Raw genomic sequence first — 18,208 nt, 5'->3', positions numbered from 1 at the left:
TAGACCAATGTTTGCTCACGCGGCCCAGCCGTCAAGGATGACGCTGACCGCGTGATCGAGGTGGAGGGGCTCTCCGCTCCACGCCGGTACGATCGCGTCGTCGGGTACGTCTCCGCGCAATAGGTCATCGGCGAACCCCTCTGTTGGCGGTGCTGGGTCGATGACGTCTCCATTGGCGTAGTGGAACTCGAACTTCTGCTCGCCGAGTGCAGAGATCGTGAACTTGCCGTCGTGCAGCGCGCGGTGGCAGGTACCGCAAAGCATGATCAAATTGTCCAAGTCCGTATTGCCGCCGCGTCCCCAGAATTTCACGTGATGTGCGTGCAGGAAGCGGGTCCGTCCGCATCCTGGTGTGCGGCAGCATCCGTCGCGGTAGTTCAATGCCAACATTTGTTTAGCGCTGACGACGCGAGTCCGCCGACCTCGATTCAGAACGCATCCTTCCTTGGTCGTTCCCAGTCGAAGCTTGGCGTTGCAGAGCACTTCCTCAGCGGCATTTTGAGGCAATGCGGGTCCGCTCGGCACTCGGACGGTGTTCGCTTCGTGGAAGAACACAACTTCGTTCGCGGCGGCCTTGGGCGTGCGGTCCGTGACTGCGGCGGTGGCGAGCTCTGCCATCGCGACGAGACCTGGCCCGATATTTCCGACCGGGTTCTTTGCGGCCTTCTCGTCGACGGGGCGGATGGCGGCGATTCGGGTGCGTTCACGTTCCGCCACAGCTAACGCTGCGAGGATTCGGGCGCCGTCCTGCGCAGGCAGGCGTCCTTTGATGACAAATTCGCCCGTATCCGGGTCCCAATGCCAGCGGACCTGAAGATGTTCGACCGCTTTGGTTTTGCCGGATTCGTTGTCGGTTGCTTTACGCAGACCTGCGGCGAGACGATCGATCTGGGCTGCGGGCGCCTCACATCCGAACCGAACCATCTGCTTTTCGTTGGAGGGCGTGGTGACCCGGGTGAGGGCGCGAACCTTCGAGTAGGACAGGCGGCCTTGCTCGAAGGCCTTCCGCATCTCGGGCAAAGGTCGGAGCGCTTTGGCGACGCGAACGTATTCACGGCCGGTGTGCAGGCTCATTCCGCACTTCCACGACAACCAGTGGGCGCACGAGTGAAGTCCCGGACCGGTCCATCCGCGGTCTTCGTCGAATTTCGACAGGAGGGTAAGGAATCGAGCCGTGGCCGCGGCGATCTGGCCGGCGAGGGCGCAGATTTCCGAGCCGAGCTGATCCACGTCGTCTCGGTTGGAACCCTGCGTTTCTTCATCGATCAGTGCTGCGTTCATGGTTGCCCCCCGGCTCGCGTCCGACATCATTTCGAATGTACGTTCGATGATAGATGTGGGTGCCGACACCTTCACGGATACGGGGTGAAAGCGTCCCCGCGGGGACGTCTAACTGCTTCCGATCGAGTACTCGGCGTAGGTGCCGACATCCTTGAAGCCGAGGTTTCGATAGAGCTGTGCGCCGTCGCTGGACGCCTGAAGTACTGCTGTTCGGGCACCTCGCTCGCGGGCGATGTCGAGTGCGGCAAGGGTGACCGCCGAGCCGAATCCGCGTCGGCGAGCCGTTTCGAGTGTGACGACGCCATACAGTCCGGCGACGCCGGCGGCAAAGTGGACCTCGGCTCCGGCGACAGGCTGGGAGTTCGCGTACCCCACGACAAACGAACTCCGCGAACGCTCATCGAGGGCGGCATCAGCGGTGTCTTCGAAGAATCCAATTACTGCGGCTGAGGGCGGCGACCAGTTGGCGGCCATCACGGCGGCATAGTCGGCGAGCTGGGTACGAGTAGTCACCCGATGAACGGAGAGTTCTGGGACAGGCGTCGGATGAGGGACGACGTCAAGGTCCGCCGTCATCGCTCGTTCTTCCTCGGAGCGCACGCAGCCGAGGGCGGACAGGCGAGCCCCGAGGTCAGAGGGATTATCGCGGGGTCCGGTCCACCAGGAGAACGGACGTCCGGTTGCTCGAATCGAGGCGAGGATGTCGATCAGTCGCCGATCTTCGGGCCCGTCGGCAGGTACGGCGAAGCGAGCACCAGCGATGATGTTGAAAGTGTCGTCGGCGAGGCCGCTGTCTGCGACGACAACATCCGCAGTGACCGTGACCGATGCAGTCGGCAAGTGTTCATGCAGGTGGCAGGCATGGGAAAACAAGTTGGCGTCCATGGCGTCGAGGACGTCACCGACGAGTGCTTCACGATTCACAAAAGAAATTCTACGAACCCCATCCAAATGGTTTTCGGCTCCGAATGCCATGCATGACGCCCAACCGACGGCAACAGCAGGACGGTGACCAGCACCTGGTGGTGCTCGTGCTGCCTGGAGGAAAGGTCTCGAGCCATCGCCCGGCTCGCGCCTGGCATCTGTCCAACCTTCGGATGCGCCCGTTCACCGCTCAGCTTCGCCGCTCCGGTGTGAGAGCGGTGCAGGCTCGCTATCGGGTGCGTGGTTGGAACGGTGCCGAGCGCAGTCCGGTCGCCGACGCTCGAGCCGCACTCGACGTGATAACGAAATGTAATGCACAAGCTCGGGTGATTTTGCTGGGCCACTCGATGGGCGGACGGGTCGCCGCCGAACTGTGTGGCGATCCGGCGGTGGTCGGTGTGGTTGCGCTGGCGCCGTGGTGGCCCGATGGAACGTCGGTGAATCTGCGTTCGGACACACCACTGGTTGTGCTCCACGGCACGGCCGACTCGTGGACCGACCCGGCAGCGTCTCGTCGGAAAGTTGACGAACTGCAGAAGTCGGGTAAGAGCGCTGAATGGATCGGCATCGACGGCGCAGGCCACTTCATGCTCCGTCGAGCGGCGACCTGGCATCGCCTCGTCGCGGATGCAATCGCACGAATGAGTCGCGGGGTAGCCGCAACAAAGATGGGAGAACGACGATGAGTTCCGACAAGCGCAAGGTGGCCGTCGTCGGTAGTGGTGTCGCAGGTCTGACAGCGGCGTGGGTGCTCAGTAAGGACAGTGACGTCACCCTCTACGAAGCGGATTCACGGCTCGGCGGGCACGCGGACACCCATTCGGTCACCGACCCGGAAGGGCGAAGCCTCGCCATCGACACGGGGTTCATCGTTCACAACGATCGCACCTATCCGACATTGTTGCGATTGTTCGCAGAACTCGATGTGCCTACGCAGGAATCCGACATGAGTATGTCGGTCAGGTGTGGGGGTTGCGGTCTCGAGTACTCGGGAGGCCAAGGGTTGCGCGGCGTTCTCCCGACGCCGGGGCTCCTTGTCAACGGCAGCTTTCTGTCGATGTTGATGGAGGTCAAGCGCTTCCATCGCCGTGCCCGCGCCCTGCTCGACAACACGGATCCGTCGGCACCCGACCAGACACTGGGAGTGTTTCTGCGCAGCGGCCGGTTCTCCGACTACTTCACCGCTCACTTCATGACTCCGCTCGTGTCGGCAGTCTGGTCGTGTGATCCCGGCTCGGCGCTGAAATATCCCGCGCGGTACCTGTTCTCGTTCCTCGATCACCACGGAATGCTGAGCGTCACTGGATCGCCGACCTGGCGAACAGTCACCGGTGGATCGGGCGAATACGTTCGTCTCGTCGCCAAAAGCATCGGGGATATCCGCCTGAACACGCCGGTTCGCGCCGTCCACCGGTTCGACGATCGCGTCGACATTCGTGACGGCGACGACCAGATCCAGACCTTCGACGCAGTTGTGGTCGCAACGCATCCGCAGCAAGCACTGAAGATTTTGGCGGATCCGACGCCTGCCGAATCCCAGGTCCTCGGCGCAATGCCGTACTCCGTCAACCACACCCAACTTCACACGGACGAAAATGTGCTGCCCGGCAACACCAATGCGCGCGCGTCGTGGAACTACTACATCCCTGAATGCAACGCGAAGCCGGATCACGTTCTGGTCAGCTACGACATGACGAGGTTGCAGCGGCTGCCGGAGACCGGTCGGCGCTACCTGGTGACGTTGGGGGGAGACGAAATGGTGTCCCCGGACTCGGTGATCGATCAGATGACCTACGAGCATCCGCAGTACACACCCACCTCCGTCGCCGCTCAAGCGCGGCTTCCCGAGTTGGACTCGGATGTGCTCGCGTTTGCCGGTGCGTACCACGGATGGGGTTTCCACGAGGACGGTGCACTGTCTGGCCTGCGTGCCGCCGAACGCGTCGGAGGTCGGTGGCCGTGACTGCACCCATCACGCCGTCCATCGTTCATACGAGCATCCGACACGTACGAACGGAGCCGTTGCACAACGAGTTCGAGTACCGAAGCTACAGCTGGCTCGTCGACGTCGACGATCTGCCCGAGCTCCCGAAGGCACTGCGATCCTTGGCGAAGTTCGACGCCGGAGATCACCTCGGCGACCCCACCCGATCGATTCGTGCCAATGTCGAGTCTTTTCTGGCAACTAACGGATTGGAGTTCGCCGGCGGCCGCATCCTCATGCTTGCGAACGCACGTGTTCTCGGGCATGTGTTCAACCCACTGAGTGTGTTCTGGTGTCTGAACGACGACGGCAGTCAGCGGTGCGTCGTTGCCGAGGTTCACAACACCTACGGCGAGCGGCATTGCTACCTGCTCGAAACCGACGAACGCGGCGGGGCTCGCACGTCCAAAGAGTTCTACGTGTCTCCATTCAACGATCTGGACGGCGAGTACCGGATGCGACTTCCGCTACCCGACACCGCGCTCGCGCTCTCGATAGTTCTGGCCCGTGACGGCAAGGCGCCATTCGTAGCCACGGTGTCCGGTCGTTGTGTGCCGGCGACGACGCGCGAGATCGTCCGCAGTGCGCTCTCCATCCCGCTGGCTCCGCTGCGAGTCGCCGCGCAGATCAGATTTCAAGGAATCCGGCTGTGGGCCAGGCGCTTACCTATCGTTCCCCGACCGCAACATCACCCGCAGGAGGCAGTGCAATGACCACGACCACTCTCGGCACCGAACCTTCCGCTCACACGATCGAATCCGAGCGGTGGCCGGGCGTTGCCACGGTGCCCAGCGGTTTCAAAGTGAGGGTTGCGTCGCCGGTTGCCCGCGCTCTGTTCCACAAGGCGGTCGCGCGCTTGCCGCTGCGCGTTCAGATGCCCAACGGTGAGTTCTCCGGTGGAGGTAGTCCGGATTCGCCGTTGATGGTCATCCACCGTCCAGACGACTTCGCTGCTCGTGTGGGCGACAGTGGGTTGATCGGATTCGGCGAGTCGTACATGGCGGGCGATTGGGAAGCCTCCGACCTCACCGCGGTCCTGGAAGTCTTCGCCTCCCGGGTGGCGACGCTGATTCCCGACTTCCTGCAGCGGCTACGAGGCCTCTACATTCCGAAGCAGCCTCGCAGTGAGCGGAATTCGACGCAGAACACGCGCTCGAACATCTCCCGGCACTACGACCTCTCGAACGAGATGTTCGAACTGTTCCTCGACGACACCATGACGTATTCCAGTGCTCTCTTCGAGGATCTGTCGATGGGAGCTACCCCGTCGTGGGACGCGTTCGCAGCGGCTCAGCATCGGAAGATCGATCGCCTGCTGGACGGTGCGGGTGTCGGTCCCGGTTCGCGAGTGCTCGAAATCGGCACAGGCTGGGGAGAATTGGCGATCCGAGCAGCCGAGCGCGGAGCAACGGTGCGTTCAGTGACACTGTCGGTCGAACAGCAGGAATTGGCGGCGAAGCGGATAAGCGCTGCGGGACTGGCAGATCGCGTTCAGGTCGACCTTCTCGACTATCGGCAAGTACAGGGGGAGTACGACGCCGTCGTGTCGGTCGAGATGATCGAGGCTGTCGGCCACCAGTACTGGGGAAGCTACTTCCAGACGATCGACGCCCTGCTGGCGCCGGGTGGGCGCGCGGCGATCCAAGCCATCACGATGCCGCACGATCGGATGCTCGCGACCCGCAACACCTACACCTGGGTGCACAAGTACATCTTCCCCGGCGGATTTCTCCCGTCGGTGCGGGCGATAGAGGACGTCACCGAACGCATGACAACCCTTCGGGTGCGTGAGCGGATGTCGATGGGCGATCACTACGCGCAGACGTTGCGGCTGTGGGACGAGCGTTTCAGTGCTCGCACCGACGAAGCGTCCGCGCTCGGGTTCGACGCAGTGTTCGCGCGCATGTGGCATTTCTATCTCTGCTACTCCGAGGCAGGGTTTCGCTCGGGATATCTCGACGTCCAGCAAATTGTTCTCGATCGGAGGAACCAGCGATGACCGCCACGATGGATCGAACGGCGCAAGATGCCGGCGTTGCGGGCCGTCTCTCGGACATCCTCAGTCCACTTGTCGGCGGCGAACTTCCGGTGAGATTGACTGCTTGGGACGGCAGCACAGCAGGTCCGGAAGATGCTCCGAAAGTGACGCTCTACAGCCCGAATGTGCTGCGACGCTTGCTCTGGAATCCCGGCGAGTTGGGAGCGGCGCAGGCATATGTTCTCGGTGAACTCGACGTCGAAGGCGATCTCGGTGATGCGCTCACACACGTGTGGAAGGTCTCTGCCGAGCGGGGGCTCGGGTCGATCACCCCGACCCCGTCTCTCGTCCTGGCCGCGGTCAAGGCTGCGCGATCCTTCGGTGCTTTCGGGAGACCTTTGGCTCCACCGTCGTCGCAGGCTCAGGTGAAGGGCCGCTTGCACAGTCTCGCGCGCGACCGCGAGGCGATCGGGCACCACTACGATTTGTCGAACGATTTCTACCAACTGATCCTCGATGAGAACATGGCGTACTCCTCGGGCTATTGGACTTCCGATGCGCCGGAATACACGCTCGAAGACTCACAGACAGACAAGCTGGATCTGGTGTGCCGCAAGGTCGGTCTCGATCGGGCGCGAGGCCTACGGTTCCTCGATGTCGGCTGTGGTTGGGGCTCGCTGAGCCTGCATGCAGCGCGTGAGTACGGCGCTCGGGTGGTCGGCATCACGATCTCAGCGGAGCAGAAGGCTTTTGTCGACGCGAAGATCCGCGAACTCGGTTTGGAAGACTGGGTCGAGATCCGGCTCCAAGATTATCGTGAGATTCCGGACGGGCCCTTCGATGCGGTCGCGTCGATCGAGATGGGTGAGCATGTCGGTGAGGACAACTATCCGACATACGTGAAAGCGCTCCACGACAACGTTATTGCCGGTGGCCGTGTGCTGATTCAGCAGATGTCACGCACCGGTGCGCACCCCGGGGGAGGTCCGTTCATCGAGTCGTTCATCGCGCCGGACATGTACATGCGGCCGGTCGGTCGCACTGTTGCGATGATCGAGGAAGGTGGACTCGAAGTCCGGGACGTGCACGCCCTGCGCGAGCACTACGTGCGGACCGTCGACGCGTGGATCGCGACCTTCGAATCGAACTGGGATCGCGTCGTGGATCTCGTGGGTGTCGAAGTCGCTCGGGTGTGGCGTCTCTACCTCGTCGGCGGAGGAATGGCATTTCGGGACGGCAGGATGGGCGTCGATCAGATTCTGTCGGTCCGGCCGCACGGTGATGGTCGATCCGATATGGAATCGGTCCGGCCGCAGTGGGTGTCGCGGCGATGAACGGATTCGACTGGGGCGCATTCGGAGTGGTCACGCTCACGAGCCTGTTGGCGATCGCCGTCGGAATGGCAGTGACAGCCACCATCGGTGTACGGATCGGGCGGCACAATGTTGTCGACGTGTCGTGGGGCGCCGGCTTCGTTCTGATCGCGCTCGTTTCCGCGGTAGTTGGAACCGGCGACCTCTGGCGCCGGTTGCTGATGCTTGCGCTGGTGGCGATCTGGGGTCTGCGGTTGGCGACGCACATGGCGATCAGATCCCGCGGCAAGGGTGAAGACCCGCGGTACGAAGAAATGCTCGGACGAGCGACGGGTAATCGAACGCTGTATGCGCTCCGCAAGATTTATCTCACGCAGGGGATTTCGTTGTGGTTCGTCTCCCTGCCTATCCAGGTCGCAGCAGTATCGAACGGTAGCTTCGGGCTTCTTGTTGTGCTCGGAATCGTGCTGTGGATTGTCGGCGTCACGTTCGAGACGGTCGGCGACCGGCAGATGGAGGAATTCAAATCCGATCCGGGTAGCCGTGGCCACATCATGGATCAAGGCTTGTGGGCGTGGACGCGGCATCCCAACTATTTCGGCGACGCATGCGTCTGGTGGGGGATCTTCCTCGTCTCGGCGTCCGTGTGGCCGGGAGTGTTGACTGTCCTCTCGCCGATCGCCATGACGTACTTCCTGGTCTTCGCCACCGGTGCGCGGTTGCTCGAGCGACATATGGAACAGCGTCCGGGTTATCGCGAGTATCAGCAGCGGACAAGTTACTTCATTCCGCGCCCGCCGAAAGCCCGATCCGGGACGTAGGCTCTTTCGGGTGAGGCGAGAGCATGGGTGATCTGAAGCTGCCAGGTGCGGTGGGAGCGGTTGCCGTCGGCGGAGCATTGGGGGCACTGAGTCGATACGGGCTGGGGGAGCTCTTTCCCCACATCTGGACGACACTGGTCATCAACGTCGTCGGCTCGTTCGTTCTGGGTGTTCTCGCGGCCCTCCTCGTCCACAACAAGGTTGGGTACCTCTTTCTCGGCACCGGGTTCTGTGGCGGCTTCACCACTTTCTCGTCCTTCGCGGTTCACGCCGTGACGGAGAGTCCGTGGCGATCGATTCTCTATGTTCTCGGGACGCTGATTCCCGCGATCCTCGCCGCTGCACTGGGCAAAGGGCTCGGTGAACGCTGGATCCGCGCGCGGGACGGCGCGCCGGCATGACAGTTCTCCTGGTGGCACTCGGCGGCGGCGCTGGTGCGAGCGGCCGGTACCTGTTGGCGCGGTATGTACCCGCGTACAAGGGATTCCCGGCTGCGACGTTCGCCGCCAACGTGATCGGCTGCTTCCTCCTTGGATTGTTCACCGGGGCAGCTCTTTCCACCGAGATGGCCGCACTTCTGGCGACCGGATTCTGCGGTGGCTTGTCCACCTACTCGACCTTTGCGAACGAGAATGTCGGGATGGTCGAGAGGCGCCAGACGGCCCTCTCGCTGATCTACATCGTCGTCAGTTTGATCGTCGGACTGTCCGCTGCGTGGTTGGGAATCCAGATCACGGATTGACCGATCCGGCGTCGAGCGTGCACGCCACGCGGCCAGGGTAGACAATTGTCCACAGTCGCGTCGACACAGTGGTCGACCACCGGGCCGAGGGGGATTCGTGGCGCACGAACGAGCAGGACAAGTGGCTCTGCCAGAGGATCTGATCGACGTTCCTCATCTGGTCACCGCGTATTACACGCGCACCCCGGATCCCGAGAACCCGATGCAGCAGGTACTTTTCGGCACTTCAGGACATCGCGGTTCCAGTCTCGACGCGGCGTTCAACGAAGCTCACATCCTGGCGACAACCCAGGCGATCGTCGAGTACCGCGCTTCGCAGGGCATCGACGGACCACTGTTCATCGGCCGCGATACACATGCGCTCTCGGAGCCTGCCTGGCTGTCGGCCTTGGAGGTTCTGGTCGCCAACGACGTCGTCGTCCTCGTCGATTCACGTGATGCCTACACGCCCACCCCGGCGGTCAGTCACGCGATCTTGCGGTACAACTCGACGGGACCGGAGGCAAAGGCCGACGGCATCGTCGTGACGCCTTCACACAATCCGCCGCGTGACGGCGGCTTCAAATACAACCCGCCACACGGCGGACCCGCGGATACGGATGCGACGTCGGTTATCGCCGATCGAGCGAACGAGCTACTACGCAAGGGGCTTTCCGGGGTACGGCGTGTCACGGCGGCGCAGGCGCTGGACCGCGTCGAACGCTACGACTTCCTCCGGTACTACGTCGAAGACCTCCCCTCCGTCCTCAACCTCGATGCAATCCGCGATGCCGGAATCAGGATCGGTGCAGATCCCCTCGGCGGGGCAAGCGTCGACTACTGGGGCGCGATTGCCGAAACTCATCGACTCGACCTCGAAGTGGTGAATCCGCTCGTCGATCCGACCTGGCGATTCATGACGCTCGACACTGACGGCAAGATCCGCATGGACTGCTCGTCGCCCGACGCGATGGCGTCGCTGATCGGAATTCGGGATCGCTACGACATCGCGACCGGAAACGATGCAGACTCCGACCGCCATGGCATCGTCACACCCGACGGCGGTTTGATGAACCCGAATCACTATCTCGCCGTTGCCATCGAGTATCTCTTCGCGAACCGGCCAGGGTGGCGCGCAGACACCAAGGTGGGCAAGACACTCGTGAGTTCCTCGATGATCGACCGCGTGGTCAGCAGTGTGGGCCGCGAATTGCTCGAGGTTCCAGTCGGTTTCAAGTGGTTCGTTCCCGGTCTGCTCGACGGGTCGGTGGGATTCGGCGGCGAGGAAAGCGCCGGTGCATCCTTCCTCCGCCACGACGGTTCCGTCTGGACGACGGACAAGGACGGCATCATCCTTGCGTTGCTCGCGTCGGAAATCACCGCGGTGACGGGAAAGTCTCCGTCAGCGCATTACGACGCGTTGGCCGAGAAGTTCGGGAGCCCGGCGTACGCGCGGATCGATGCGCCCGCGACACGCGCACAGAAGGCAGTCTTGGCGAAACTGTCTCCCGATCAGGTGAGTGCGACCGAACTGGCGGGTGAACCGATCACGGCGACACTGACCGCGGCGCCCGGAAACGGCGCGGCGATCGGTGGTCTCAAGGTGACGACAGAGAACGCGTGGTTTGCAGCGAGGCCGTCCGGCACGGAGGACGTGTACAAGATTTATGCCGAGTCGATGAAGGGCGCCGATCATCTGGCTCAGGTTCAGGCAGCGGCCAAGGACTTGGTGTCCGGCGTCTTGAAGGCGAACTAGCTCGCGGACCGCTCGTGTCGCCCGGCTAGAATTCCGGGCGACATGAAAACTCGTGCAGCCAAGCTGCCACAGGAAATTTGGGTACTGGTCGCCGCCAGCTTCGTCATCGCCCTCGGGTTCGGGTTGGTCGCTCCGGCTCTACCGCAGTTCGCGCGCAGCTTCGACGTATCGGTCACCGCCGCCACGATCGTGATCTCGTCTTTCGCATTCATGCGATTGGTGTTCGCGCCGATGAGCGGCACTTTGGTACAGAAGCTCGGTGAGCGTCCGGTCTACATCGTCGGCCTTTTGATCGTCGCGGTCTCGACCGGTGCGTGCGCTTTCGCGGGGGAGTACTGGCAACTTCTGCTGTTCCGGTCGTTGGGCGGTATCGGGTCGACCATGTTTACGGTGTCGGCTCTCGGGCTGATCATTCGCATGTCACCGCCGGACAGTCGCGGCCGCGTCTCGGGGCTGTACGCGACAAGCTTTCTCATGGGATCGATCGGCGGCCCGCTGGTCGGCGGTGCGCTGTTGCAGTTCGGTCTGCGGATGCCGTTCATCATCTACGCAGTTGCGCTGGTGATCGCCGCGCTCGTTGTCTTCGTGAGCCTGCGTGGATCTCACCTGGCGTCACCGGACAAGGCTGTCGATGTGAAGTCGATGACTCTCACAGAAGGGCTCCAGTCGCCGGTGTACCGGGCAGCGCTCGGATCGAACCTCGCCTTCGGCGGGGTGATCTTCGGAGTTCGCGTTGCCATGGTCCCTCTGTTCGTCGTGGAGTTCCTCGACCGAGACCCGTCGATAGCGGCCTACGCTCTCACGATCTTTGCCGTCGGAAACGCGTTGGTGTTGATCGTGTCCGGACGGCTCTCGGACCGCTTCGGACGCAAGCCCTTTGTCGTGAGCGGTCTGCTCATCTGCGGTCTGGGAACCATCGCAATGGGATTCACCGACAACCTTGTGGTGTTCTTCGCCATCGCCGCAGTGACTGGTGTCGGCTCCGGGCTCATGAGTCCGGCCCAGCAGGCCGCGGTTGCCGATGTTGTCGGATCGACGGCCCGAGGCGGACCCGTTCTGGCGGTATTCCAGATGATGTCCGACATCGGTGGGGTAGTGGCGCCGATTTGTGCCGGGCTGATCGCCCAGCATGTGTCGTACTCGGCGGCCTTCGCGGTGATGGGAGCCGTAGTCGTCGTGTCGGCGACGGGTTGGTTGTTCGTTCCGTCGCGAACGAAGCCCGTCGAATCCGTCGTCGAAGATCTGACTGATGTGACGGTGCTAACGGATACTCCTGCGCGGATAAACCTGGACTGACCGGGCATTCTGTACTCTCGATCGGGTGGCAATTCGCATCGTGAGTCTTGTGGCCCGATTGGGTTTGGCGGCCGTTTGGCTGATTTCCGGGGGACTCAAGTTCTTTGATCCCGTGCAGACGAAGATCGCGGTGCGCGCCTATCAACTGTTGCCCGAGTCGCTGGTAGGTCCGGTGGCGACGGCTCTTCCCCTGGTCGAAATAGTGCTGGGCCTGCTGATCCTCGTCGGGCTGGCGGTGCGCGTATCCGCTGCGGTCTCGGTGGTCATCCTCACGGTTCTCATTGCGGTGATCATTTCGGTGTGGGCCAGGGGATTGTCCATCGACTGCGGATGTTTCGGCGGCGGAGGTGCAGCCGACGTCGGCGCTTGGGACTATCTGAAGGAGATTCTCCGGGACCTCGGCTTCTTGGCACTTGCCGTCTGGCTGCTCGTGTTCCCGCGTTCGCCGCTCGCATTGGGGCCCGGATCACGCGCGGCGTTCTCAGTGGATACTCAGTCTTCAGTGGCAAGGTAAGCAATCGGTAAATCGTTTCGACGCACGAAGGACTGCATCAGCGTGAGCACCAAGAGCAGCAAGAACAAATACTCGCCGGAACCGGTCTCGAGCCGCTCCACCTACATCATCGGTGGCCTCGCGGTGCTCGTGATCGCGGCCCTCGTCATCGGCGGTGTCTTGTGGACGAACAGCAAGAACAAGCCCCAGAACGACGGCTACGGCTCCGTGCAGAGTTCCGAAGTTGCCGTCACGGTGCAGGACAACGGAGTGGTGCTGCTCGGCAAGCCCTCCGCCGCGACGACCATTGATCTCTTCGAGGATCCGCTGTGCCCGGCCTGCGCTGCTCTCGAGCACCTCAGTGGCCAGGCTCTCGCGGCCGCCGTCGACAACGGTGACGTCGCCGTGCGGTACCACATGCTGAACTTCCTCAACCGGGCGTCGGGCAGCGGTGACTACTCCACACGGGCCGGCGCCGCTCTGCTCTGCGTCGCTCAGGGTGGTGACGCGATCGCGTACTCCGCATTCCACAACAAGCTTTTCGCGACCGACACGCAGCCTGCCGAGGGCGGCAGCAGCGATCACACCAACGACGACCTCGCCCAGATCGCTCGTGATGCGGGCGCATCCGAGGACGTGGCAACCTGCATCTCTTCCGGCACCAACGTCGAAGCCGCCGCGGCTAATGCCGCAGCCGCCAGCCAGGCGCTCAAGGATGTCGGGTCGAACGGGACGCCCACGGTAGTGGCGAACGGCAAGATCGTTGACACGGGCAGCAGCGACTGGGTTTCCAAGCTCTCCTCCTGAGCTGAAGCGGCCGCTCGGACGAGGAGCGGCCGCTTCGCTCTGACCAGGCGATTTGTTGCCCAGGAGTCAAGTGGTGTAACTTTCTTCCAGCAAGCGGAAAGCAGAAAAGCCGCTGCGAGTTCGACTGTTAGAGTTAATTGAATACGGGGCTATGGCGCAGCTGGTAGCGCACCACACTGGCAGTGTGGGGGTCAGGGGTTCGAGTCCCCTTAGCTCCACCCGAACAAATGCTCTGCACCAATCGGTGCAGAGCATTTGTTGTTTCGTGCGCAATACTGTCCGCGGTGAGGCTTGATCATCCCGTGCATTCTCGGCATGGGGACCGTCGGCGGAACGGAGAACCATGAGTGCACACGTGGCGATAATCGGGGCAGGATATGCGGGCGTCATGGCAGCGAAGCGACTGCTGCGAACTCGGTCGGACATCACGGTGAGCGTCGTGAATCCGCGCCCACACTTCGTGCAAAGAATCAGGCTCCATCAGATGATCGCAGCTGGCTACGACGCGACGGTCTCGTTCGACAGCGCATTACCGCGTACGGCACACCGAGTATTCGGAACGGTGACGGACATCGACGCCGCGGTCAGCAGGCTTACGCTCGACAACGGCATCGTGCTCGACTACGACTACTTGGTCTACGCAGTCGGAAGTAGGCAGTTACCCAGCACGATCGCCGGGGCGGACGAGCACGGGTTCGGCGTCGCCGAATTCGAGGACGCGGTCCGCCTCTCGTCCAGGCTGGCGACTCTCGACGAGAAGGCTGCGGTCTGCGTTGTCGGCGGCGGTCTCACCGGAATCGAGACTGCCGCAGAATTGGCTGAGCAGCGAAGCAGCCGAATCACTTTGGTGACCGGAGGAATCTTGGCCCCGGACCTGTCAGAGCATGCTCGATCGGCAATTCTCAGAACATTGACCGACCTTGGGGTTGATATTGTCACCGAATCCCGGGTGACTCGGATCGACGGTTCGTCCTGCGAGCTAGCGGGAGGTGTACGGGTTGAGGCCGATTGCACGATTCTCGCGACAGAATTCGGTGTCCCCGAGCTGGCGCGCCGAAGTGGCCTCCCGGTCGACGATCTCGGTCGTCTGAAGGTCGACGATCGACTGGAATGCTCGTCCCACCCCAACATCTTTGGTGCGGGTGATGCGGTCGCAGTCGGTGCTCTTTCACTGAGGATGAGTTGTCAGGCCGCGATCCCCTTGGGAGTCCATGCGGCCGAAACGATCCTGCATCGACTCGAAGGTTCCGCGCCGCGCCCGGTGACTCCGAAGTTCGCAGGCCGGTGCATCAGTCTCGGGAGGCGGCGAGGTGTGTTCCAGCGGACCACTCGTGTCGACGAGTCAACGGGAGTGGTCATTGCGGGCAGGGCGGGTGGATTCGTCAAGGAAAGGGTCTGTTCGTCGACGACCGAATGGGCTGTCACTCCGCGCCGCTCTCTCTTCTACAGCTGGACATGAGCCGCAGTTGGTCACGCTCGATCGCAGATTCGGTCGATGATCGCCGCAGTCTTGCGGACGTACGGTTGACGGACGACGTCTTCGTGACACGCGTCGACGTCGTCGAAATCGAGGGAGCCTGTGGCGATGAGTGACCAGATCTCACGTCCACGGTTGTTGGTGGCTCCACGGATCACCGTGACAGGCGCGGCGCACGTTCGCATCCGATGCTTCCGGAGCGCCTGGCCGCCGATGTAGAGGAACACCGTCCACTGGGTGGCCGGTGGGTACTGCAGAATGCCGGCGAAGAGCGTGCGGATCCACATCGCCGCGACGGTGCGCCTGGTCGGCTTCCACCGGGTATTGGTGGATGGTTGTGGTGCGAGGTCGACGATCGACGGATCCAAACTGATGCCCGCTCGACCGGCCAGTCGTGTGGCAGTCTCCGTGGAGATTCTGGTGTCGAGAACGGTGACGTGCTCGACAGTGTCACCGGACTCGGACAGCTGTGACGCCATCTCCAGCGCCACGTAGCCGCCGTACGAGTAACCGGCGAGGAGGTATGGCCCGGTGGGCTGAATCTTCTTGATTTCGAATATGAAACGGCGGGCGCTTGCTTTCACTGACCGGTCGGGTAGTCCGCGAGATTCGAAGCCATGTGGCTGAAGTGCGTAAACCGGCCGATCGGTGTGAAGCGCTTTCGACAAGGTGGACAGCGTCGTCGATGGGCACCCCGCTCCGTTCATGATGAACAGCGGTCGCCCGGACCCTTCGAGCTTCAGCGGAACCATCGTGTTGTGACAGACACGATCATCGGGATCGATTCTGCACCGATCCACCAGCGCTGCAAGGTCTTTGACGGTGCTGGCGGCCGCGAACTCCGCCGCCGTGATCCGGATCCGGAACATGTCGTGAATCTTTGCCACCACTTCGGTTGAAGCAAGCGAATCGCCACCGAGTTCGAAGAAGTCGTCATCACGGTCGATGGAGTCGATACCGAGAATCGACTCCCAGATCGAGGACAACCACAATTCGGCGGGCCCGGCGAGAGTCGGTGGAGTGGACCGCACCTCGACGGAGGGCAGCGCTGTTCGATCGACCTTTCCTCTTTCGTTGCGCGGCAACGCTGGCATCAGAACAAAATGTCGGGGGAGCATCCAGGCCGGCAGATATGTCGCCAATTCGCGCCGCATCTCGGCGCCCGACCGTGCCATCACGGCTTTGGTCAGGACCACGTAGGCGACAATCTCCGGTCGATCGTTCTCGAGGACGACAGCCACGAAAACATCGGAGACGCCGGGAATTCGACGAATATGCGCCTCGACTTCCATCGGCTCTACCAAATAGCCCCGAATCTTGACGGCGTCGTCGACGCGTCCCCGCAGTTGTAGTTCGCCGCGTTCGTCGATACGGCCCCGGTCACCGGTCCGGTAGATGCTCACTCCGTCGCCGAGGCGCGTGAATCGTGCCGCAGTGCGATCCGGGTCACCGTGGTATCCATCGGCAAGATCGCTCGAGACAACCTGTATCTCGCCGATCTCTCCGTCGGGGAGAGGCACGCCGTTCACATCGACGATCTGTACATCCTTGCCGTCGCGAGCACGTCCGGCCGGAACCACTCCGACGGGTAGTTCGGAATGTGGTGGGAACGCGTTGTACGCGACGACACCGGTCTCGGTGGTGGCCAGCCAGTTGACGTACGTGACGCGAGCGAAGCCGTGACTGCGATGGCGCGCGTAGTCCTCGCCGTGCACTGCTTCCCCGTACGTCACGACGACCCGCAGCGATCCGAGCGAATTATCCGGTGCTTCATCGGATTCGAGGCTTGACCATGCCCGCAGGAATGACGGCGCGCAGTGCGCGGTCGTGATCGAATTCTCGATCAGCCAGTCGTCGATTCCCGAAACTCCGTCTACGCGTGGATCCCAGCAGAAGACCGTGACGCCGTTCATCAGTCCCATGATCAGGGCCGTGATTCCGGCTCCGAAACTGACGGGCAACAGGTTTCCGATGTGATCATCGGGGCGCAGGTCGATTGCTGCGGCAAGTTCGTCGGCTTTGTTCAGGCACATGGAGTGGCTCAACACGACTCCCTTGGGCGCTCCACTGGTCCCTGATGTGAACGCGATCATGGCAGGGTCGGAACTCGATGGTTCCAGCGCGTTGTCGAAACGGAAGCCGGTTGCGGCCGATTCGTCGAGGATCGACTGCAGCGCGACGGCGCCCGAGGCGCTCATGATGTGCGCTCGCCGGGCCTCGGGGAGTTGTGGGTCGATCATGACCAAGGGCCGACCGGAAATCAGAGTAGCGAGGATGGCGGGCACCGACTCGGCGGTTGGTTCGAGATCGACCGCAACCGGGCGAGCCCCGTGTGACCCACGCAGGCGAAGTTCGCGGACCAATGCATCGGTCCGGAGTTCGAGTTCGGCGAAAGTGATCCGGTCGCGTGGAGTCACGACGGCAACGCTGTCGTGCTGCATCGAGGTGACTCGGCGCCACCTCGACTCGATCGTCTCGTCGATGACTGCATAGCGAGTGCGCTCGAGACCTAAGTCGACAACCTTCATCACAGTAGCTCCGTCCGACTTTCAGCTATCTTTGAGCAAAGACTACATAAGGTTTGTGAAGTAGGTCCATAACAAACCGAAAGTAGTTTTACATACGTCCCCATCCTCCAGTCCGTCAGCTCCGAATACCTTGAGGAACCAATGCCGATCGAGCGTTGTACAGACGAGGAGCAATGACATGAAGTGGTCGGGGCGAAGTGCGATTGCGATTGCGGGAGTGTGCGCCGCAGCGACGCTGTTTTCGGGAACCGCGCAGGCGAGCCCACTCTGGGAACCTCTGCAGCCGGTGGCGAACCTGGACGCCGCGCGCTACGTAGGGGAATGGAACCAGGTGGCGGCGATTCCTCAGCCCTTCAACCTCGCGTGCGCGAAGGACACCCGGGCGAGTTACGGGATCGTCGATTCGTCGAACGTGAGCGTGAAGAACACGTGTACGACGTGGACCGGCCAAGCCAACGAGATCGTCGGGAATGCCCGAGTTACCGATCCAGCAACGGGTGCCCAGTTGCATGTGAGCTTCCCCGGGGTGCCCTCGCAGGAGAGTTTGGACGGTCCGCCCAACTACATCGTCACGTATATCGCCGACGATTATTCGTGGGCACTGGTGGGCGATCCACTCAGGCTTTCCGGGTTCGTGCTCTCACGGTCCCCGATTGTCGACGCGGCCGGCTGGAGTGAGATCCGTCGGGTCGCCGAATCCCGTGGATACAACGCGTGCACGATCTTGACGTCACCGACCACCGAGGGCACGTCGGACATCCGTCCGCTCTGCACGGTGTGAGTCTGCTGTCAGCGTGAACCTTCCGGAGCCACACTCCACTACGATCAC

At 62.3% G+C, this 18,208-nt stretch carries 17 protein-coding genes and 1 tRNA gene; 15 read left to right on the top strand and 3 right to left on the bottom strand.

The annotated features are described in order from the left end of the window. Nucleotides 1-15 precede the first annotated feature (15 nt). Together CPI83_RS17990 and CPI83_RS17985 are read right to left on the bottom strand one after the other, a co-directional pair. On the bottom strand, nucleotides 16-1,281 hold the full coding sequence (locus CPI83_RS17990) for an HNH endonuclease signature motif containing protein (protein ID WP_097387521.1): 1,266 nt from the start codon (nucleotides 1,279-1,281) through the stop codon (nucleotides 16-18). 108 nt (nucleotides 1,282-1,389) lie between these two features. Next, entirely contained in the window at nucleotides 1,390-2,205 is an 816-nt protein-coding gene (locus tag CPI83_RS17985; protein ID WP_198586308.1) for a GNAT family N-acetyltransferase, read from the bottom strand. Between the two features lie 53 nt (nucleotides 2,206-2,258). Here CPI83_RS17985 and CPI83_RS17980 point away from each other — a divergent pair, with 53 nt between their 5' ends. From CPI83_RS17980 to CPI83_RS17915, 14 genes are all read left to right on the top strand, one after another. Then, nucleotides 2,259-2,891, top strand: coding sequence for an alpha/beta hydrolase (locus CPI83_RS17980; protein WP_097387520.1), 633 nt, complete (start codon nucleotides 2,259-2,261; stop codon nucleotides 2,889-2,891). Further along, entirely contained in the window at nucleotides 2,888-4,168 is a 1,281-nt protein-coding gene (locus CPI83_RS17975; protein ID WP_019747859.1) for an FAD-dependent oxidoreductase, read from the top strand. The genes CPI83_RS17980 and CPI83_RS17975 overlap by 4 nt, the downstream gene beginning before the upstream one ends. Continuing rightward, nucleotides 4,159-4,902: a DUF1365 domain-containing protein gene (locus CPI83_RS17970; RefSeq protein WP_024487210.1), complete on the top strand. Its 744-nt coding sequence runs from the start codon at nucleotides 4,159-4,161 to the stop codon at nucleotides 4,900-4,902. Before CPI83_RS17975 ends, CPI83_RS17970 begins: the two co-directional genes overlap by 10 nt. Beyond that, complete coding sequence (locus CPI83_RS17965; RefSeq protein ID WP_092763666.1) at nucleotides 4,899-6,188, top strand: cyclopropane-fatty-acyl-phospholipid synthase family protein; 1,290 nt, start codon at nucleotides 4,899-4,901, stop codon at nucleotides 6,186-6,188. The genes CPI83_RS17970 and CPI83_RS17965 overlap by 4 nt, the downstream gene beginning before the upstream one ends. Further along, nucleotides 6,185-7,501 carry a cyclopropane-fatty-acyl-phospholipid synthase family protein gene (locus CPI83_RS17960; protein ID WP_092763664.1) on the top strand — a complete coding sequence of 439 codons (1,317 nt, stop codon included), beginning with the start codon at nucleotides 6,185-6,187 and terminating at the stop codon, nucleotides 7,499-7,501. Before CPI83_RS17965 ends, CPI83_RS17960 begins: the two co-directional genes overlap by 4 nt. Continuing rightward, nucleotides 7,498-8,301, top strand: coding sequence for a DUF1295 domain-containing protein (locus CPI83_RS17955; RefSeq protein ID WP_047889506.1), 804 nt, complete (start codon nucleotides 7,498-7,500; stop codon nucleotides 8,299-8,301). The genes CPI83_RS17960 and CPI83_RS17955 overlap by 4 nt, the downstream gene beginning before the upstream one ends. A gap of 23 nt (nucleotides 8,302-8,324) precedes the next feature. Beyond that, nucleotides 8,325-8,702 (top strand): CrcB family protein, encoded by a 378-nt coding sequence (locus CPI83_RS17950; RefSeq protein WP_021334356.1) that lies wholly within the window; start codon nucleotides 8,325-8,327, stop codon nucleotides 8,700-8,702. Next, nucleotides 8,699-9,043 (top strand): fluoride efflux transporter CrcB, encoded by a 345-nt coding sequence (gene crcB, locus CPI83_RS17945; RefSeq protein ID WP_019747865.1) that lies wholly within the window; start codon nucleotides 8,699-8,701, stop codon nucleotides 9,041-9,043. The genes CPI83_RS17950 and crcB overlap by 4 nt, the downstream gene beginning before the upstream one ends. 97 nt (nucleotides 9,044-9,140) lie before the next feature. Beyond that, entirely contained in the window at nucleotides 9,141-10,778 is a 1,638-nt protein-coding gene (gene pgm / locus CPI83_RS17940; RefSeq protein WP_021334357.1) for a phosphoglucomutase (alpha-D-glucose-1,6-bisphosphate-dependent), read from the top strand. Nucleotides 10,779-10,820: 42 nt separating this feature from the next. Continuing rightward, entirely contained in the window at nucleotides 10,821-12,074 is a 1,254-nt protein-coding gene (locus CPI83_RS17935) for an MFS transporter (protein WP_097387519.1), read from the top strand. A gap of 25 nt (nucleotides 12,075-12,099) precedes the next feature. After that, nucleotides 12,100-12,588 (top strand): MauE/DoxX family redox-associated membrane protein, encoded by a 489-nt coding sequence (locus CPI83_RS17930; protein ID WP_019747868.1) that lies wholly within the window; start codon nucleotides 12,100-12,102, stop codon nucleotides 12,586-12,588. 42 nt (nucleotides 12,589-12,630) lie between these two features. Continuing rightward, nucleotides 12,631-13,374 carry a DsbA family protein gene (locus CPI83_RS17925; RefSeq protein WP_007731305.1) on the top strand — a complete coding sequence of 248 codons (744 nt, stop codon included), beginning with the start codon at nucleotides 12,631-12,633 and terminating at the stop codon, nucleotides 13,372-13,374. A gap of 145 nt (nucleotides 13,375-13,519) precedes the next feature. Continuing rightward, a tRNA-Ala gene (locus CPI83_RS17920) sits at nucleotides 13,520-13,592 on the top strand. Between the two features lie 125 nt (nucleotides 13,593-13,717). After that, nucleotides 13,718-14,833 (top strand): FAD-dependent oxidoreductase, encoded by a 1,116-nt coding sequence (locus CPI83_RS17915; RefSeq protein WP_097387518.1) that lies wholly within the window; start codon nucleotides 13,718-13,720, stop codon nucleotides 14,831-14,833. Between the two features lie 11 nt (nucleotides 14,834-14,844). Here CPI83_RS17915 and CPI83_RS17910 read toward each other — a convergent pair whose 3' ends face one another. After that, nucleotides 14,845-17,379, bottom strand: coding sequence for an AMP-binding protein (locus tag CPI83_RS17910; RefSeq protein ID WP_060938645.1), 2,535 nt, complete (start codon nucleotides 17,377-17,379; stop codon nucleotides 14,845-14,847). A gap of 178 nt (nucleotides 17,380-17,557) precedes the next feature. Between CPI83_RS17910 and CPI83_RS17905 the strand changes: the two genes are divergently transcribed. Next, a complete protein-coding gene (locus tag CPI83_RS17905; RefSeq protein WP_021334361.1) occupies nucleotides 17,558-18,160 on the top strand; it encodes a lipocalin family protein in 603 nt (200 codons plus the stop codon). Nucleotides 18,161-18,208 lie beyond the last annotated feature (48 nt).

The sequence above is a fragment of the Rhodococcus sp. H-CA8f genome (assembly GCF_002501585.1).
Taxonomy (GTDB): domain Bacteria; phylum Actinomycetota; class Actinomycetes; order Mycobacteriales; family Mycobacteriaceae; genus Rhodococcus_F; species Rhodococcus_F erythropolis.
The sequence above is the reverse complement of the archived record's forward strand: the minus strand, read 5'-3'. Positions and strand labels throughout refer to the sequence as shown.